Origin of the sequence: Halalkalicoccus sp. NIPERK01 (assembly GCF_030287405.1) — an archaeon.
Lineage (GTDB): Archaea > Halobacteriota > Halobacteria > Halobacteriales > Halalkalicoccaceae > Halalkalicoccus.
Genome location: NZ_JASVVV010000005.1, coordinates 164,866 through 181,048, shown reverse-complemented (window position 1 = coordinate 181,048; position 16,183 = coordinate 164,866). Strand labels below are relative to the sequence as shown.

The window sequence follows — 16,183 nt, the reverse complement described above, 5'->3', positions numbered from 1 at the left end:
TCATGCTACCACCACCTGATGGTCTATATCGCCTGGCTCGGGCGGATTCGGCGCCTCAAGTCCGACTTCCGATTCCAAGTGTCGGGCTATGAGATCGAATTGAGCGAGTGTCTCGATCTCGTAGTCACGACGCCGGTCGCGAAATTCTCGAACGTACCTAAATGCCGAGCATTGTCGCATCCAGCATCCCTCCATCAAGGATGCACGTTCACCGATGATCTCCGGGATCGGGTAGTCCATCTCGCCAAGAATTGTTCGCTGATCACGTGTATCTTTGAATCCGATAGGTACTGCTGCTAGTACACCGACTTGAACGCCGAGCTGCTCCTCGAGGCCTCCCACAAGTGATTCAAGTCCTTGGACGGCTGCTTTGCCCTTCGCACTCGGTTCGACTGGAATGACAAGTGATCGAGTGGCGTGAATCGCGTTGTAGAGATGGGGGCCTTCCGTTGCTGGTGGGTCACAGATGAGGACGTCGTATTTGTCGGGAACGCCTGCCTCTCTGAGTACGCGAAGGAGTTGTGCGTGCATTCCGAACGCTTCTCCCATGGCTTCGGATTGCTCTTTTTCTCGCTGAAGGTACTCTGCGAGATCCGAGAGCATGTTGTGTTCCGGTATGATGTCGACCCCTTCTACAGTACGGATGAGATCGTTCAGATCGCCTTTCGGTCGGCGGATCATATGTCGAACGAGATTATCGACGGGCTCCGTTCGTTGGTCATCAACGCCAAAGAGACGCGAGAGATCGCCGTCTTGCGGGTCAAGCGGAACGACAAGCGGTTTGAGGCCCGCTCGCGCGTGAGCAACAGCGAGATTGGCGGCTGTCGTGGTCTTCCCGACTCCACCAGCCTCGCTGTACGTTGAATACGCCAACATACCTTGTTCATGACTTTGGATCTTTATGAATGTTCGTCAGACAAACTAAGGAATGAAAACATTTCTGTGTTGTAGTGAACATCATCGATGAACACCATCACTGAACAACTATAATGGATGTATTCTATGAACATACTTAATGAACACGATCGATAGATGAATACAATGAACACTAGCTGCTGATGCGGTTCATGCAGGTTATTAATTCGTATGTATGCGTATCACGCGGGTTGGCGTTGCTGGTTCTTTCCGCGCACGGGGGCCGTCTGTTCGTCAAGATCGACGTCGCGCCAGCGAATGCCTTGACGACCGGTGCGGCCGTCGTGTTCGGAGCGAAAGACCTCGGCTGCCTCAGTCCGGCGAGGCGAGCTGGCGGTCGTGAATCGGATCGATCCGGTCTGTGAGGCACCCACCGGTGTGACCGTGCCCGACCGCGACGACCTCCGATACGATACTCAGTGCGATCTCCATCGGTTCACCGCCGCCTAGGTCGAGACCGACCGGAGCCGCGATACGGTTTCGATCGTGGTCGGACAGTGTGGTTCCATCGTCCTGCAGCGCCGATTCGAGCTCCTCGAATCGTTTTCGTGGCCCCATTAGCCCGATATACGGCACTTTCGTCTCGAGGGCCGCTTCGAGAGCGAGTCTATCGTCGATGAAGTTATGAGACATAATGACAACGGCTGTTCGTTCGTCAAGCCCGGCCTCGGAGAGATCAGTCGGATGGATCGCCAGAACGCGTTCTGCTGCAGGGAACGCTTCCTTATTCGCTCGCCCGCCACGGGCTGAGGCGACCGTGGCCCGAAGACCAACTTGCGTTGCGAGGCGCGCAACCGCTTGGGCATCCGGCTGACTCCCGAATATGACTAGCTGCTGTGGGGGCTCTACGCCGTCAATAACGAGCATGATCTCTCCTGATTCGGTCGAAACATGTATTCGGTCGATTCTTCCATCAACTGCGCACGCTCGCGCATGATCCTCGATATCACTGACGACCGAGTCGGGCAGTGAAACACGGCTGTGTACATGGTCAGTATACGCTGATTGAAATTCTCCAATGCTAGTCCGTGCCCCGACCGGGATCGATGGATCATTGCTTTCGACGACTGTTATGAGGCTACACGCTCGGCGGTTCGCGTAGGCATCAACCGCTTGCTGCCAGGAATCATCAACCGGTTCGATGAGGACATCGATAACCCCATTACAGCCGAGACCAAGCCCCCAGCCGTCGTTATTCGTGAGGTCATACGTGACAACGGTCGGGCGTCCCGATTCGAGAACTTCGCTTGCGACCGTTCGTAGCGGGTCCTGGAGACAACCAGCGGTAATACCGCCATATGACGTTCCATCGGGTTCGATAACCATTTTCGCTCCCGGTCGTCGATAGGCTGCCCCCTCGACATCGACCACGGTCGCAACTGCAAGCGAAGAATCGTCCTCGATAGCATGCCTAATTCGTTCGAAGAGTTCGGGCGTGGTGGCACTCCACGAACCCGTCGCTCCGTGCATAGAGTAGCTATTCGACCGGCACATATATGTGTTATCGTCGCACATGACTTCTTCATACCCATGGAAATCGACATTATATTGAACGGGACTAAACGGACGTTTGAAGCCGAACGCTCGGATTCACTTCTCGATGTCCTCCGACGCAACGGTTACACCGGCGCGAAACGCGGCTGTGACACGGGTAACTGTGGATTCTGTACCGTGACCGTCGATGGAGAACCCGAACGCTCCTGCATCAAGCCGGTTGCCACCATCGACGGGACGGACGTCGAGACTATCGAGAGTCTCGGCACGCAGGACGACCTCCACCCCGTTCAAGCAGCGTTCGTCGACAACGCTGCTCTCCAGTGTGGATTCTGTATCCCGGGAATGATCATGCAGTCGCGAAGCTTGCTTGAAGACAATCCCGACCCAACCGAAGTCGAAATCCGCGAGGGTCTCTCGGGGAATCTCTGTCGATGCACCGGCTACGAGAAGATCATCGATGCCGTACAGGACGCCGCCGGACGAATGAGCGGCGATCAGACCGTTGCTACTGACGGTGGCGACCTGACCCACGATACAAGGACCTGTTCGAATGGGGTGTTTAACGACGGTGAGCACAAATGAGTAGGACTGACGACTCAACAGGCGATGACGATCGGCACCAGTCCTCGTCGGTCGAAATCGAACATCCACTCGAATGGGAAGAGACGCCGAACAATCGGAAAGCAAAGAGCGAGCGACGGGCCATCTCCAAACGCGAAGAGAAAAACGACGCTCGAAAAATCGTCACGGGCGAATCGAAATACACCGCCGACTACGCGCAGAACTTCCCTGATCTCGCCGAGGCGGCCGTCTTGCGATCTGATATCGCACACGGGTACGTAACCGAGATCGATACGAGCGCTGCCGAGGACATGGACGGCGTTTACGCGGTTATCACACCGGATTCGGAGGAAGTACCCGATGCGATGTACACCTCCGCAGGACAGTCCTACCCCGAGCCGAGTCCGTGGGATCTGAACGTCCTCCGGCGCAAGGTACGCTTCGTCGGTGATCCGATCGCAGCGGTAGCGGCCAAGGACGCCAGCACTGCAAACAAGGCTACCAGAGCGATAGACGTCACGTACGAGGAACTGGACGCCGTGTTCGACACGGAGGAGGCGATGAAGCCCGACGCGCCGCAGATACACGATGATGACCGGGTGGAGAACAGCCAGTCGGGTGCGGACTACGCACGGAACATCGAGGCTCACACGGATGGCGAGATCGGTGATGTGGATGGCGCATTCGAGGAGGCAGCGACCAGGGACGACTGGATCGTCACCGAAACCGAGTGGGAGACGCCCTATCAGTCCCATTGTGTTCCCGAGCCGCATACGACGATCGCGCATCGCGATGAGGACAATCGGTTTCACCTCATCACGAGCACGCAGGTCCCGTACCACACGCGCCGGCAACTCGCGCACTTATTCGACGTCCCGATTCGGGATATACGGGTGAGCAAACCGCGCATCGGTGCCGGGTTCGGCTCCAAGCAGTCGATGCTGATCGAGCCCATCACGATGGCGCTGATGCTGGCCGCCGATCGGCCGGTGAAACTAGAGGTCACGCGCCGCGAGGAGTTCTACGCGATGCGCTCGCGACGTCCCGCCCGCGTTCGACTACGGAGCGTCGTCACCCAGGAGGGCGATATCGAGGCCCTCGACATGTCGGCGGTGACGAACTCCGGTGCGTATGGTCCGCATGGACTGACCGTCACGGGATCGATCGCGACCAAACCGCTGCCGCTGTACACCCACACGCCGAACATCCGCTTCGAGATGAAAGCTGTCCACACGAACCTCCCGATTGGGGGCGCGATACGCGGTTACGGAGCCCCTCAGGGGCACTTCGCGCTTGAGGGCCACGTGGACGAGGTCGCCGCCGAACTGGAAATGGACCCTCTCGAACTCCGCTCGCGGAACCTCATCGGAAACGGCGATATTGACACCGCGTCGGGCATCACGATGAAGGGCGAACACGTCCGTCGGATCCGCTCGTGCGGTCTCGACGATTGTATCGCCCGCGGGAAGGCCGCCATCGGTTGGGATGACGTCGAACAGCCCGACGAGGACCACCTCCACCGAGCCTGCGGTGTCGCCCTCACCGCGCAGAAAAGTGGCGTCGCCGGCGACGAACTCGGCACTGCACACATCAAAATGAACGAGGACGGCTCGTTCATCCTTCAGACGGGGGCCGTCGATATCGGTCCCGGCGCGGACACCGCGATGGCCCAGATCGCCGCGGAAGTGCTCGGGATCGAGCCCGAGAACGTTCTCGTCCAGCCCTCGGATACGGATATCTCCCCGTTCGATTACGGCGCCTACGCCTCCTCGACGACGTACGTTACCGGGAGTGCGGTGAAAGAGGCCGCCGAGGACGCGCGAACGCAGCTGCTCGAGTTCGCCTCGCGGATGCTCGAGGAGCCGACGGAGGCCCTCGAGACCCGCGAGGGAGCGGTCCACTCCGAGCAGACCGGCGAATCAGTTACGATAGAGGAGATCGGTTACGAGTCGATCTACGGCGACGAAGTGCGCGCACAGGTGATGGGCCAGGCGAGTTTCTGTACGGACGAATCGCCGCCGCCCTTTGGCGCGCAGTTCGCCGACGTGACCGTAAACGAACACACCGGCGAGTTCGAGATCCAAAAACTCGTATTCGCGGTCGACTGCGGCGTCGCTATCAACCCGGATCTCGCGGAGGGACAGGTCGATGGAGCGATGCATATGAGCTACGAGCTCGCGGTATCCGCGGGGCTCTCATTCGACGAGGACGGGACACCCGAGACGCTCGGATTTCGTGAGTACGGGATGCCGACGGCAGCCGATCAGCCCCCGCTTGAATCGATTCTCGTCGAAACGCACGAACCGACGGGCCCCTTCGGCGCGAAATCCGTCGCCGAGATCCCCGTCAACGGCGTTCCGCCGGCCCTGAGCAACTCGATTCGCCGCGCAGTCGGGGTTCGAGTCAGCGAGCTTCCGATCACAGCCGAGAAGATACGGGCGCAACTCGAAGAGAGCTGACTGACGCGCTACGGGTGCGCTTCGTGTCGGCTACGCGTCCTCCTGCCGTCAGACGTTACCTTGGTCGATTCCGAGTCGGTCACTCGTTCGGTCTCCGGGATGGCTGCGGTAGTCACCTTCGCCCGCTGGAACTCTCCCTTCTCTCAAGAACTAAGACACTCCTCCTACAATCGAAACGAGTTCCGCGAGAACGACTGAATCGATGCGACGATCACCGACAACATGACAGACTTACTGATAACCAACGGAACGATCATCACACAGAACGAGGACAGACAGATCATTATCGATGGTGCGGTCGCCGTGACGGGCGACCGGATCACCGATGTCGGTTCTGCCGACCGCCTTGAGGCCGAAACATCACCAGATCAACTACTCGACGCCGAGGGCGGCGCGGTGATACCGGGGTTGATCAATGCGCATACGCACGTCTCCGATATCTTCTTGCGTGGGGCGTTCACACAAGATCGGGGCCTGTACGACTGGTTGTTCAACGTGAAACAACCGGCACTCTTCGAGATGCGTCCCGAGGAGCACGCACTCGCGGCGCAGTTATACTGTATCGAGTCGATACAGTCGGGGATAACGACGTTCGTCGAGAACGATACGGCACTCGACTGGACGGACCTCGAACCGACACGACGCAAGCTTGACGTGTATGACGATATGGGCGTACGAAACATCTACGGTGCCGGGATACGGGATCTCGTGCCTGATCGGGGATTCGAACAGCTGTTCGAGGACATCACGGCACGAGATCCTAGATCGGTTCATCCGGGTTCGGACGCGCTCATCGTCGAAACCGAAGACGCTCTCGACAACACCGCTGCTCTCATTGAGGAATTTCACGACACCGAAGGTAGACAGTCGGTCTGGCCGGCGCCTGCAACGCTCGCGACGACGACGTCGGACGCGCTTCAGGGTGCGTATCGGCTCGCCGAGGAGTACGACGTGATGACGACGACCCACGTTGCAGAAGCAAAAGCCGAAGTCAGAGAGCGGGGTGCACTCTCGAGTATCGAGTATCTCCGTAATATCGGGTGTCTCGGCGACCGTGCCCTACTCGGTCATTGCGTTCAGATGAACGCCCGCGATGTTCGACTGCTCGCCCGGTCCGGTACCGCAGTCGTGCATAACTACCGAGCGAACATGCGACTCGCAACCGGGTTCGCACCGGTCGTCTCAATGCTCGATACCGGCGTGCTGACGGCGATCGGCACGGATAACTCGATCCTGAACGACACCGTCAATCTCCTCTCCGACGCGGGTGCCGTCGCGACCGCACACAAGGGATATCACCGGGATTCCAGCGTGATCCCTGCGCAGAAAGCGTTCGATATGGTGACCTGTGATGCCGCCGAGGCTATCGGACACGCCGAGAACCTCGGATCGATAGAGGCCGGTAAACGCGCAGATATCGCTATCGTGGATCTCGATAAACCACACCTTACACCGTCGCCCGATCCCGTACATGCGCTCGTCTACGGCGCCCAAGGGTCCGAAGTGGAGACAGTCCTCTGTGCGGGCACTGTACTCATGCAAGACCGGGAAATCATCCCGATAGATGTGTCGCTTTCTGCGGTCCTCGCAGACGCCACGGCGACCGCCGAAGATCTCATTGGAAAAGCGAAGATCGAATAGCGATCCCGTGTCCCTACTCCGAGTGATCTTCTATAGATCGTTAGGATGGTCCCGGGAGGGATTAGTCGTCCTCGACCGGTTCGGAGACGGGTGGAACGGTATCCGGTGCGTCGAACAACGGGCTGGAGTGACCCGGAACGAACGTGTTCAACGCGAGTGCAGTGAGGCCGGTGACGATGACCGACTCCCCGAAGAACGTCTGTGCACCGGGGGGAAGTCCAGCGAGAGCCTCGGGAACGAGTTCGACCCCTAGCCCGAGTCCGAGCGCGGTAGCGATGATCACCATGTTGCGTCGGTTCATCTCGATGTTCAGAAAGAGGAGTCGCATGCCGCTCGCGGCTACCATGCCCACCATGATCAACACCGCACCGCCGAACACGGCATCGGGAATCGTCGTCACGATCGCCCCGATCTTCGGGACCAGTCCGAGAACGACGAGGATGCCGCCGCCGATACCGACGATGTGTCGGCTCATGATCCCGGTGAAGTTGATGATACCGACGTTCTGGGAGAAGGAGGTCTGGGGAAACGATCCGAAGACGGCGCCGATGGCGCTGACGAATCCGTCAGCGAAGATACCGCCACGGAACTCATCCCCCGTTGGGTTCCGTCCTTCCGCAGCGGTTATACCAGACATGTCGCCGATCGTCTCCATGCCCGAGACGAGGAACAGGAACGCGAACGTGAGGAGCGGAACGGCTTCGAGGCTGAACCCGAATTCGCCAGGCGTAGGCACCGCGAACCACGCGGCGTTGGCGACCGGACTGAAGTCAACGACTCCGAGCCCGATCGCGATAGCGTAGCCGACGCCGATACCGATGAGGATGCTCATCATTCGCCAGACGCCTTTCAGGAGCAGGTTGAACAGGACGGCGATCACCAGAACGACTAGGGCGAGCCCGATGTTCTCTATCGACCCGAAGTCCTCCGCTCCGACCCCGCCCGCGGAGTACTCCATTCCGACGGGGATGAGATATAGCCCGATGATGATGACGATGAGGCCCGTAACGAGCGGCGGGAAGAACGACTGGAACCGCTTGAACTGCCACCCCAGCAGGAAGGGGACCGCGACCGCTGCGACGACGATCGACCCGAAGACGACGTCCAGCCCGGAGCTCGCACCGATGGAGGTCATCGCCCCGACGAAGGCGAAACTGGTCCCCATGACGATGGGGAGTCCGGCGCCGACCGAGCCGACGGTGTAGGCCTGAACCATGGTCGCTACCCCGGCGAACAGGATTACCATCTGAACCAAGTACGTCGTGTCCGCGGCGTCCAGCCCGACTGCCCCCGCAACGATAAACGCGACTGCGGTCGAGGGAACGATCATGACGGACACGTGTTGCAATGCGAGGAGAATTGATTTGGGCAACGGTGGTTTTTCGTCGAGACCGTACGCTAATTCAATCCCTTTATCGCTTTCATTGGACATTTTCTAACCGAGTGATGTGTGTGGGATATGTTAAACCTTTGCATTGGTGTGGTCTCCCGACCGTTCCCGCCAGTCGCCGTCAGGGGACTGGCCGCGGCCGGAACACGCGTTCAATATATACAAACCCCGCCGTTCATGGCGGGTTGGCCTCGTACCTCCGACGCGGTTCGTGCGGTGTCTCAGCCAATCAATTACAATAGTATGTTTGTAATTACTGCTGCTATCCCCCACTGCCCGCTCGTTCTTTCGCCTTGTTCACCATACACAAACGGGCCGTTAGGAGCCTCGACGAGGGCGGATATGACTACCCTGCCAATCGCTCCAGGCGTGCGGCCGGGGCACCGCTTTCTACCGCCACTGTTCTCATGGTCCGGACGAAATCCACTGAATACTTGACGTATCGGTGAACGGTCGTCACTGCTCGTCGTCGAGTATCTCGGAACTCCTCCGTGACATGTTGACGTTTACTTCGATGATGTTCGCCGTCCGTATCACCAGATCAATGATCTCTCGATACTGGGACTCGTCACCGAACATGCTCTTCGGGCCGGAAACGCTCATCGAACCCAGTACGGATCCGTCGCGGGATCTGATCGGCGCACCGATCGCTTGAAACCCTTCGATCTCCTCCTCGTCGTTTTGCGAGTATCCCTGCTCACGGACCTCCGCCAGTTCCTCGAACAACCGCTCCCGTCGGGTGATGGTCCGTTCAGTACGAGCGGGTAACCCGTGGTGGTCGACGATCTCCTCGACCCGCTCTCGGGGGAGATACGCGAGGATCGCCTTGCCCGAAGCGGTGATGTGCAGGTAGTCCCGTTGCTGGAATTTGGCCAATTGATAGTCGTCCCCGACCGCCTGCTCTCCCTTCGATTTGTACAGGTTGTGGCCGCGCCCGTTTTCCTCGACGACGAGATGAGCATACTGCCCCGTTTCCGCGGCTACGCTGTCGATCTCGCTCCTCCCGATCGTGTAGAGGAGGCTTTGGTTCCGGACGTACTCGCCGAATATCAGCATCTCATACGACAGCCGATAGCCGGTGTCGGCCTTCGTGACGAGACCGCCCTTTTCGAGCGATTTGAGATAGGTGTACGTCGTACTCTTGGACTCGCCGCGGTGATCGGCGAGCTCCGTGACTCCCGCTCCATCCAGCCGCATCAGGGCACGCATGATATCGACCGCCTTGAGCACGGTCGTCAGTGTCCGCGGTTCAGAGGGCGTGTCGTTAGTTGGCATGGTCTGGTATCTCGTGCAGACCCCCTTCAATATTTTGCCGATGTTCGTTATATACAAACGACAGGCGCCGTCTAGTCGAGAGCGAGCAGGCAGAAGGGCCAGTATCTCCACTTCGTTCAAATCGGTTTGGGGTGGGTTTGGACGCGGGACTCGTAACCGTGGACGGCAAAATCGAATCGCGACGTCGACGGACCTGACGCGTCTCGTTTACGTACTAGGATCGTCGGCCGACTATGCCATATCAGCCCCGCCCTCGGTTGCGCCGAGGGCGGGTCGCTGTTGGCGGGACCAAGAGACGAGATCAACGGGGAACGTCTCGTGTACACGCCGTAATAGCCCTCTCACCTCGAGAGGGGCGCCTCCGCTCCAGGATCGGTCGAAGACGTACCACTACCAGTTATGTAGCCATACGGAGAAAGACGAACGATGGCTGTCGAGACAGTGATCGAAAACGGGACGATCGTCACCGGCCGGGACACCTTCGACGGGGCGCTCGCGATAGACGACGGAACGATCGTCAGTATCGGGGCCGAACACGCCATGCCGGAAACCGAGCGAACCGTCGATGCCTCGGGACTGCTCGTGATGTCGGGCGTCGTCGATCCGCACGTCCACATCGACGACCACGTCTCGCTCGATACCTATGAGACCGCTACCAGTGCTGCTGCACTCGGCGGCGTAACGACGGTTATCGACTTCGCGTGGCAGGCGTACACCGGTGCGGGAAGCCCGTGGGACGAAACGGGATCGCTACGGGAGGGCGTCGAGCGAAAACGCGAAAACGGTAGCGAAGCCGTGGTCGATTTCGGGCTTCACGGTGGTATTCTCCGGGAGGATTCGGCCCTGTTCGAAGAGATGGGCCCCCTCGTCGACGAGGGCATCACCTCGTTCAAGATGTACACCACCTACGAATTCGGGCTCTCGAACGGCTTCATTCGCGAGGTTCTCGAACGGTTACGCGAACTGGATGCCGTCGGCGTCGCTCATACGGAAGACGATAGCGTCTGTGAATCGCTGACGACCGAGTTCCGGACCGAAGGTCGAGACGATCCGAAATGGCTCCCCGAGGCCCGGCCGGATTACGCGGAAGCCATGGCCGCCGACGACGTCGCCAGACTCGCGTCCGAAACCGGAGCCAAGTACTACGGTATCCATACTTCGTGTCGAAAAGCGGCCGAAGCGCTCGCACGATACCGGGACGACGGGAGCCGTATTCGCGGGGAGACCTGCACTCACTACACGACGCTCACGGATGAGATCTATCGGGAGCTGGGAAACCTCCCGAAGATTGCGCCGCCGATTCGTACCGAGGACGACACCGACGCGATGTTCGAATACCTCCGCAACGACACGTTGAGCGTCGTTTCCACCGATCACGTGGCGCAAACCCGCGAACGGAAGGAGACCAGCGAGTGGTGGGAGGACCCCTTCGGCGCGAACGGTCTTCAAACCAGCCTCCCGGTGTTTCACGACGAAGCGGTGAACAACCGAGGGTTGTCCTATCCGTTTCTCGTTCGCGTAATGTGTGCGAACCCGGCTCGGACGTTCGGGCTTGCGAAAAAGGGGACGCTCCAACCGGGAACCGACGCGGACATCGTGCTGTTCGATCCGAACGAGACGTACACGATCTCGGCTCGGAACAACGCTTCGGTCGCCGACTACACGATCTACGAAGGTCGTGACGTCACCGGCAAGGTAAAGCGCACGTATCTCAGGGGGCAACTCGTCGCGGACGAAGGGAACGTCGTCGGCGAGCCCGGTCACGGGGAGTTCGTTCCGCGCGAACGTCCCGTCTGGAGTGACGAGTAGCCGAGATCGATCAGCGAGACGTGATCCCGTCGCCGTCGCTGTAGAGCCGAAAGAGATAATTACGCCGACTCTCGATTCCGAAACGGCTACACGCTAGCACCCACTATGAGTTCGTTAGAGTTCGAGATCGAAGAGCGGACGTTTACGGCGGAACTGCTCGAGGACGAGGCACCGGAATCGGTCGAAGCGATGCGGGAGTTCCTCCCGCTGGAGTCGGAGCTGATGCACGTTCGGTGGAGCGGCCACGCGACCTGGATCAACATCGACGAGATCGAGCTACCGGAGCTTCCACGGGAGAACCATACGGTGTATCCCTCCTACGGGGACGTCCTGCTGTATCCGGGCTACCGGAACGAACAGGAGATTCTCGTCCCGTGCGGATCGACGTGTTTCAAGAGTCCAGCGGGCGAACTCGCCGGCAACCACGTCGCGACGCTGGATGCATCGCGCGAGGAACTCCGGGAGATGGAACAGGAAACGCTCCGAACCGGAATGAAAGACGTGACGGTTCGTCTGCTGGAGTAAGCAGCCCGCCGCGTCTCCGCAGTACTCGCGGGTTCGTTCTCCGAGGCGTTACTCGGTCGCCAGATCATAGAGCGTCTCCGCGAGCAAACGTGTCGTAGTAGCGCAGTCGTTCCAGTCGGTCCATTCCGCCGCGCTGTGCGAGTGCCCGCCTTCGGAGGGTGCGAAGATAAGCCCCGCATCGGTCGCTCTCGCGACGTGCATCGTATCGTGCCCGGCTCCGGAGTGCAGTTCCAGAGTGTCGATCCCCGTTCGGGCGGCTGCGCCGCGAAGGGCCGCGATACAGCGTTCGCTCATCGAGGTGGGTTCGATGTCGTACGGGCGGCTGAACGCCGTCTCCACGTCGCGCTCGTCTTCCAACCGGCTCAGACAGTGACGGATACTCGAGACGATCCGTTCCATAGACTCGTACTCGACGTCGCGAATATCGACCCCGAGATGGACTGCGCCGGGAATGACGTTGATTGAGCCCGGTTCGACGTCGAACTGACCGACGGTTCCGACGGCGGTGTCGCTGTCCGTCTCGACGATATCGTTCGTCGTCGATTCGATCTCGAGCGCCAGTTCGCTCGCTGCGGTCAGCGCGTCGGTGCGTGCCTCCATCGAGGTGGTCCCGGCGTGATTCGCCTCACCGAGGACGTCGATATGACAGCGGATAGTGCCGGTGATGTGTGTCACGATGCCCGCAGACGCGGGGGCGTCCTCCAACCGGGCCCCCTGTTCGACGTGGAGCTCGAGCCACGAATCCCACTCGGTCGCGTCCAACCGTCCCTCGCCTCCGAAGCCGATCCGGTCGAGTGCCTCGCCGAGCGTCACGCCGGTGTCGTCGGTGACCGCGAGTGCATCCGCCACGCTCGTCGCACCGATCGCGACCGACGACCCGAGCACGCCGTCGGAGAACCGTCCACCCTCCTCTTCGGTGAACGCCACGACCTCGATGGGGCGGGTCGGGGTCCGGTCGGCGTCCTGCATGGCACGGATCGATTCGAGGCCGGCATACACACCGAGCACGCCGTCGAAGATCCCACCCGAAATGACCGAATCGAGATGGCTGCCGGTTGCAACCGCCTGCGCGGCCGGATCCACGCCGTCGGGCACCCACCGTCCGGTGACGTTGCCGACGGAGTCGATCGACACGTCGAGCCCTCGCTCGTCGAGTCTCTCGACGAAGTACTCCCGAGCGTGCCTGTTGGCGTCCGTCCCCGTCAGAACCGTTCGGCAGTTCCCCTCCTCGACGGGTACGGTCCCGAACTCGGCGGTCCGCGTGATGTCCGTCCGGAGCCTCTCCGCATCGATATACTGGTGGAGCTGCTGATCCATTCGTCTGGCCGTGATATGGTACCACACGGCTTCTTTTGAAGGTATCGGAAATATGTCCCCCTGTACCGCTCGGGAACTGCCCGTCCGTCCGCCGTCGGGTCCGGGTATCCGTCGATTGGGGAACGGTACCACCGTCGGTGGACCCTGTTTCCGGGGGCTGGCCGTCGGATACGACGTTATTCCCCGTCGTTCCCCATGGATGTCGTGTCAACTACCCCACCCTAAGCGCCTTCGGCGCTTTGAGGGCGGGGCTTGTCCATGAACTTGAAGAAAGATTTAAGTGAAGAGTGACCCCCATTTGAGATGCGATGACGAAACTCACGGCCGAGGACCTGAACCAAGCCGACAAAGAACGGTTCGTCGACGTGCTCGGTGGCGTGTACGAGGAGTCGCCGTGGGTGGCCGAGCGAACCTGGTCGAAACGGCCGTTCTCCTCTATCGACGATCTACAGCAGTCGATGGCCGATACCGTTCGAAACGCCTCACGGGAGGAACAGCTGGCGCTGTTGCGGGCCCATCCCGATCTCGGTGAACGGACCGAAATGACCGACGAATCACAGGAGGAACAGGCCTCCGCCGGGCTCGACGAGTTGCACCCCGATCGGTACGAGACGTTCCAGCGACTGAACGAGACCTACCGGAAGAAATTCGGCTTCCCGTTCATCATGGCGGTGAGGGACGAATCGGTCGATGCGATTCAGGGGGCGATGGAGGATCGCATCGACCACTCTCGGTCTAGGGAGTTCCAGACCGCGTTGGACGAGGTCAACGTCATCGCCGAGTTCCGACTCGAGGAGCTAACGGTCCCGCGCGAGGACACACGAGAACAACGCACCCGATGACGACCGGACGGCCCGGTACTACGATCACCGCAGTACCGAGACACGAACCATCGACACAGCACACATGAGTCAGAGCAACGAAACCGATACCGATTCACGGAGTACCGATCGACGAACGATGAACTACGGGAAGAAGAAGGTCGCAGTCTACCGGACGTACGCGAGTCCGCTGGAAAACGTCCGTACGATTCCGGAGTCGCCGTTCGACGGTCGGGACAACATCCTCTTCGGGCTTGAGGTCCGCGTACAGTTCGAGGGCGAGGAGTTCCTGCCCTCGTTCAGCGAAGCGGACAACAGCAAGGTGGTGGCGACGGACTCGATGAAGAACTTCGTCCTCCACCAGGCAGGGGAGTACGAGGGGGCCACACCGGAGGGGTTCCTCAATTTCGTCGGGACGGAGTTCCTCGAGACGTACCCTCACGTCGAAGCGGTGAAGATGTCAGCCGAGGAGTACCCGTTCGATAAACGGCTGGTTCCGGGCGAGGACGGGTTCGAACCGAGTGACCTCGTGTTCCGCGTCTCCAACGACGAATCGGCGTTCGGTGAGGTCTACCTCGTGCGGGACGACGACGGCCCCCGGATCGAAGAGCAGACGAGCGGCCTCACGGGTCTCGAACTCGTCAAGGTGAAAGGGAACTCGTTCACCGGCTACGTTCAGGACGAGTACACGACGCTCCCGGAACGGGAGGATCGTGCCCTCTATATCGCTCTGGACGTCTTCTGGACCTATACCGATCCCGCGGATGCGCTGGGAGAGGAGCCACAACGGTACGTGCCGGCCGAGCAGGTCCGTGACATCGCCCAGGTCGTCTTTCACGAGGTCGATTCGAACTCGATCCAGGACCTGATCTACCGGATCGGCCTTCGCGTCCTGGAACGATATCCCCAGATCGAGTCCGTCAGTTTCGAGGCGAACAACCGAACGTGGCTTGAGGTCCGTGAGGACCTGAAGGGGGACGCAAAGGTCCTCAAGGAACCACCCCGGCCGACCGGCTATCAACAGTTTTCGATGGACCGCAGCGACCTGGAGGAACGATGAGCGCGGGATTGACGACACACGTTCTCGATACCAGCCGCGAAGGTCCCGCGTCCGGTGTCGACGTGACGCTCCAACGGGTGGACGACTCGGGCGCTACGGAGACGATCGATCGAGGGACGACCAACGACGACGGGCGGCTCGACGAACCGTTGTTGACTGCGGACCAGATGGAAACCGGCACGTACCAGCTCCTGTTTGACGTCGGGGACTACTACCGCCAGGAACAGTCCGAATCGTCGTTCTTAGAGACGGTTCCCGTTCGATTCATCATCGATGACGTAGACGAGCATTACCACGTGCCTCTCCTCCTGTCGCCAGGGGGGTACACGACTTACCGCGGGAGTTGACTCCCCCTTCACAAACGGCCGTCCTCGGACGGCGGATCGTTGCTGAGCGCTTCGGACGACGGGGAGCGTCGACACGGCTGGTACGCGATGATCGCTGGAGATGACGGTGGCGATAGCGGATGGATCAGAGCGAGGTGATGGGTCCCCCCATGCGTTATGATATATTCGTGCTCGAGGAGCGTCTGCAGGTGTGTGCCGTGCTTTTCGGGAGGTCGAGGTGGGCCGCGAGCTGGGTCGTGCTCGCTCCGTTCAGACTCGCCAACCCATCGATGAGCCGGAGACTGGTCTCTACAGCTTGTACCGTGTCCGCCTTCCTTAACGCTATACGTTAGTACGGACCACGATATTTGACGTGATAAGTATATGGTCGCTCCGGCCGGGCTGACGGGTCGATCGAACCGAACAGCGGCCGTTCGATGTGTACAACGACTACGCGAACGGCAATCGCCGCTGGCTGCTCTACTGCGGTGACAGGTTCCTCCCCATCGTTCGATCGCACTCACGACGTCGTGACACGTATCGGCACTCGTGAACAACGACGTCGTAGCGGGATCGAACGGTGAAAA

At 60.0% G+C, this 16,183-nt stretch carries 14 protein-coding genes; 8 read left to right on the top strand and 6 right to left on the bottom strand.

Annotated features, from left to right (window positions below; all coding sequences use genetic code 11):
• Together QRT08_RS14880 and QRT08_RS14875 are read right to left on the bottom strand one after the other, a co-directional pair.
• On the bottom strand, nucleotides 1–876 hold the full coding sequence (locus tag QRT08_RS14880) for a ParA family protein (protein ID WP_286046752.1): 876 nt from the start codon (nucleotides 874–876) through the stop codon (nucleotides 1–3).
• Nucleotides 877–1,227: 351 nt separating this feature from the next.
• Nucleotides 1,228–2,385 (bottom strand): XdhC family protein, encoded by a 1,158-nt coding sequence (locus QRT08_RS14875; RefSeq protein ID WP_286046751.1) that lies wholly within the window; start codon nucleotides 2,383–2,385, stop codon nucleotides 1,228–1,230.
• A gap of 60 nt (nucleotides 2,386–2,445) precedes the next feature.
• Between QRT08_RS14875 and QRT08_RS14870 the strand changes: the two genes are divergently transcribed.
• From QRT08_RS14870 to QRT08_RS14860, 3 genes are all read left to right on the top strand, one after another.
• On the top strand, nucleotides 2,446–2,994 hold the full coding sequence (locus tag QRT08_RS14870; RefSeq protein ID WP_286046750.1) for a (2Fe-2S)-binding protein: 549 nt from the start codon (nucleotides 2,446–2,448) through the stop codon (nucleotides 2,992–2,994).
• Nucleotides 2,991–5,432, top strand: coding sequence for a xanthine dehydrogenase family protein molybdopterin-binding subunit (locus QRT08_RS14865; protein WP_286046749.1), 2,442 nt, complete (start codon nucleotides 2,991–2,993; stop codon nucleotides 5,430–5,432). The genes QRT08_RS14870 and QRT08_RS14865 overlap by 4 nt, the downstream gene beginning before the upstream one ends.
• 222 nt (nucleotides 5,433–5,654) lie before the next feature.
• Nucleotides 5,655–7,073: an amidohydrolase gene (locus tag QRT08_RS14860; protein ID WP_286046748.1), complete on the top strand. Its 1,419-nt coding sequence runs from the start codon at nucleotides 5,655–5,657 to the stop codon at nucleotides 7,071–7,073.
• A gap of 61 nt (nucleotides 7,074–7,134) precedes the next feature.
• Here the strand turns inward: QRT08_RS14860 and QRT08_RS14855 are convergent, their stop codons facing one another.
• Nucleotides 7,135–8,505, bottom strand: coding sequence for a uracil-xanthine permease family protein (locus QRT08_RS14855; RefSeq protein ID WP_286046747.1), 1,371 nt, complete (start codon nucleotides 8,503–8,505; stop codon nucleotides 7,135–7,137).
• A gap of 414 nt (nucleotides 8,506–8,919) precedes the next feature.
• A complete protein-coding gene (locus QRT08_RS14850) occupies nucleotides 8,920–9,738 on the bottom strand; it encodes an IclR family transcriptional regulator (protein ID WP_303650374.1) in 819 nt (272 codons plus the stop codon).
• Nucleotides 9,739–10,164: 426 nt separating this feature from the next.
• On the opposite strand from QRT08_RS14850, the gene QRT08_RS14845 reads away from it, so the two are divergent.
• Nucleotides 10,165–11,547, top strand: coding sequence for a dihydroorotase (locus QRT08_RS14845; RefSeq protein ID WP_286046745.1), 1,383 nt, complete (start codon nucleotides 10,165–10,167; stop codon nucleotides 11,545–11,547).
• Between the two features lie 105 nt (nucleotides 11,548–11,652).
• Nucleotides 11,653–12,072, top strand: coding sequence for a DUF3830 family protein (locus QRT08_RS14840; protein ID WP_286046744.1), 420 nt, complete (start codon nucleotides 11,653–11,655; stop codon nucleotides 12,070–12,072).
• 48 nt (nucleotides 12,073–12,120) lie between these two features.
• Here QRT08_RS14840 and QRT08_RS14835 read toward each other — a convergent pair whose 3' ends face one another.
• Nucleotides 12,121–13,389, bottom strand: coding sequence for a Zn-dependent hydrolase (locus tag QRT08_RS14835; protein WP_286046743.1), 1,269 nt, complete (start codon nucleotides 13,387–13,389; stop codon nucleotides 12,121–12,123).
• Nucleotides 13,390–13,697: 308 nt separating this feature from the next.
• Between QRT08_RS14835 and uraD the strand changes: the two genes are divergently transcribed.
• The 3 genes from uraD to uraH all read left to right on the top strand — a co-directional run bounded on the left by uraD (nucleotide 13,698) and on the right by uraH (nucleotide 15,617).
• Nucleotides 13,698–14,231, top strand: a complete 534-nt coding sequence (gene uraD / locus QRT08_RS14830; RefSeq protein WP_286046742.1) for a 2-oxo-4-hydroxy-4-carboxy-5-ureidoimidazoline decarboxylase — start codon at nucleotides 13,698–13,700, stop codon at nucleotides 14,229–14,231.
• A 64-nt stretch (nucleotides 14,232–14,295) separates the two neighbouring features.
• Complete coding sequence (gene pucL, locus QRT08_RS14825) at nucleotides 14,296–15,270, top strand: factor-independent urate hydroxylase (RefSeq protein ID WP_286046741.1); 975 nt, start codon at nucleotides 14,296–14,298, stop codon at nucleotides 15,268–15,270.
• Entirely contained in the window at nucleotides 15,267–15,617 is a 351-nt protein-coding gene (gene uraH / locus QRT08_RS14820; RefSeq protein ID WP_286046740.1) for a hydroxyisourate hydrolase, read from the top strand. Before pucL ends, uraH begins: the two co-directional genes overlap by 4 nt.
• A 154-nt stretch (nucleotides 15,618–15,771) precedes the next feature.
• On the opposite strand, the gene QRT08_RS18905 is transcribed toward uraH, so the two are convergent.
• Nucleotides 15,772–15,942 carry a helix-turn-helix domain-containing protein gene (locus tag QRT08_RS18905; RefSeq protein WP_369684853.1) on the bottom strand — a complete coding sequence of 57 codons (171 nt, stop codon included), beginning with the start codon at nucleotides 15,940–15,942 and terminating at the stop codon, nucleotides 15,772–15,774.
• Between the last annotated feature and the right edge of the window lie 241 nt (nucleotides 15,943–16,183).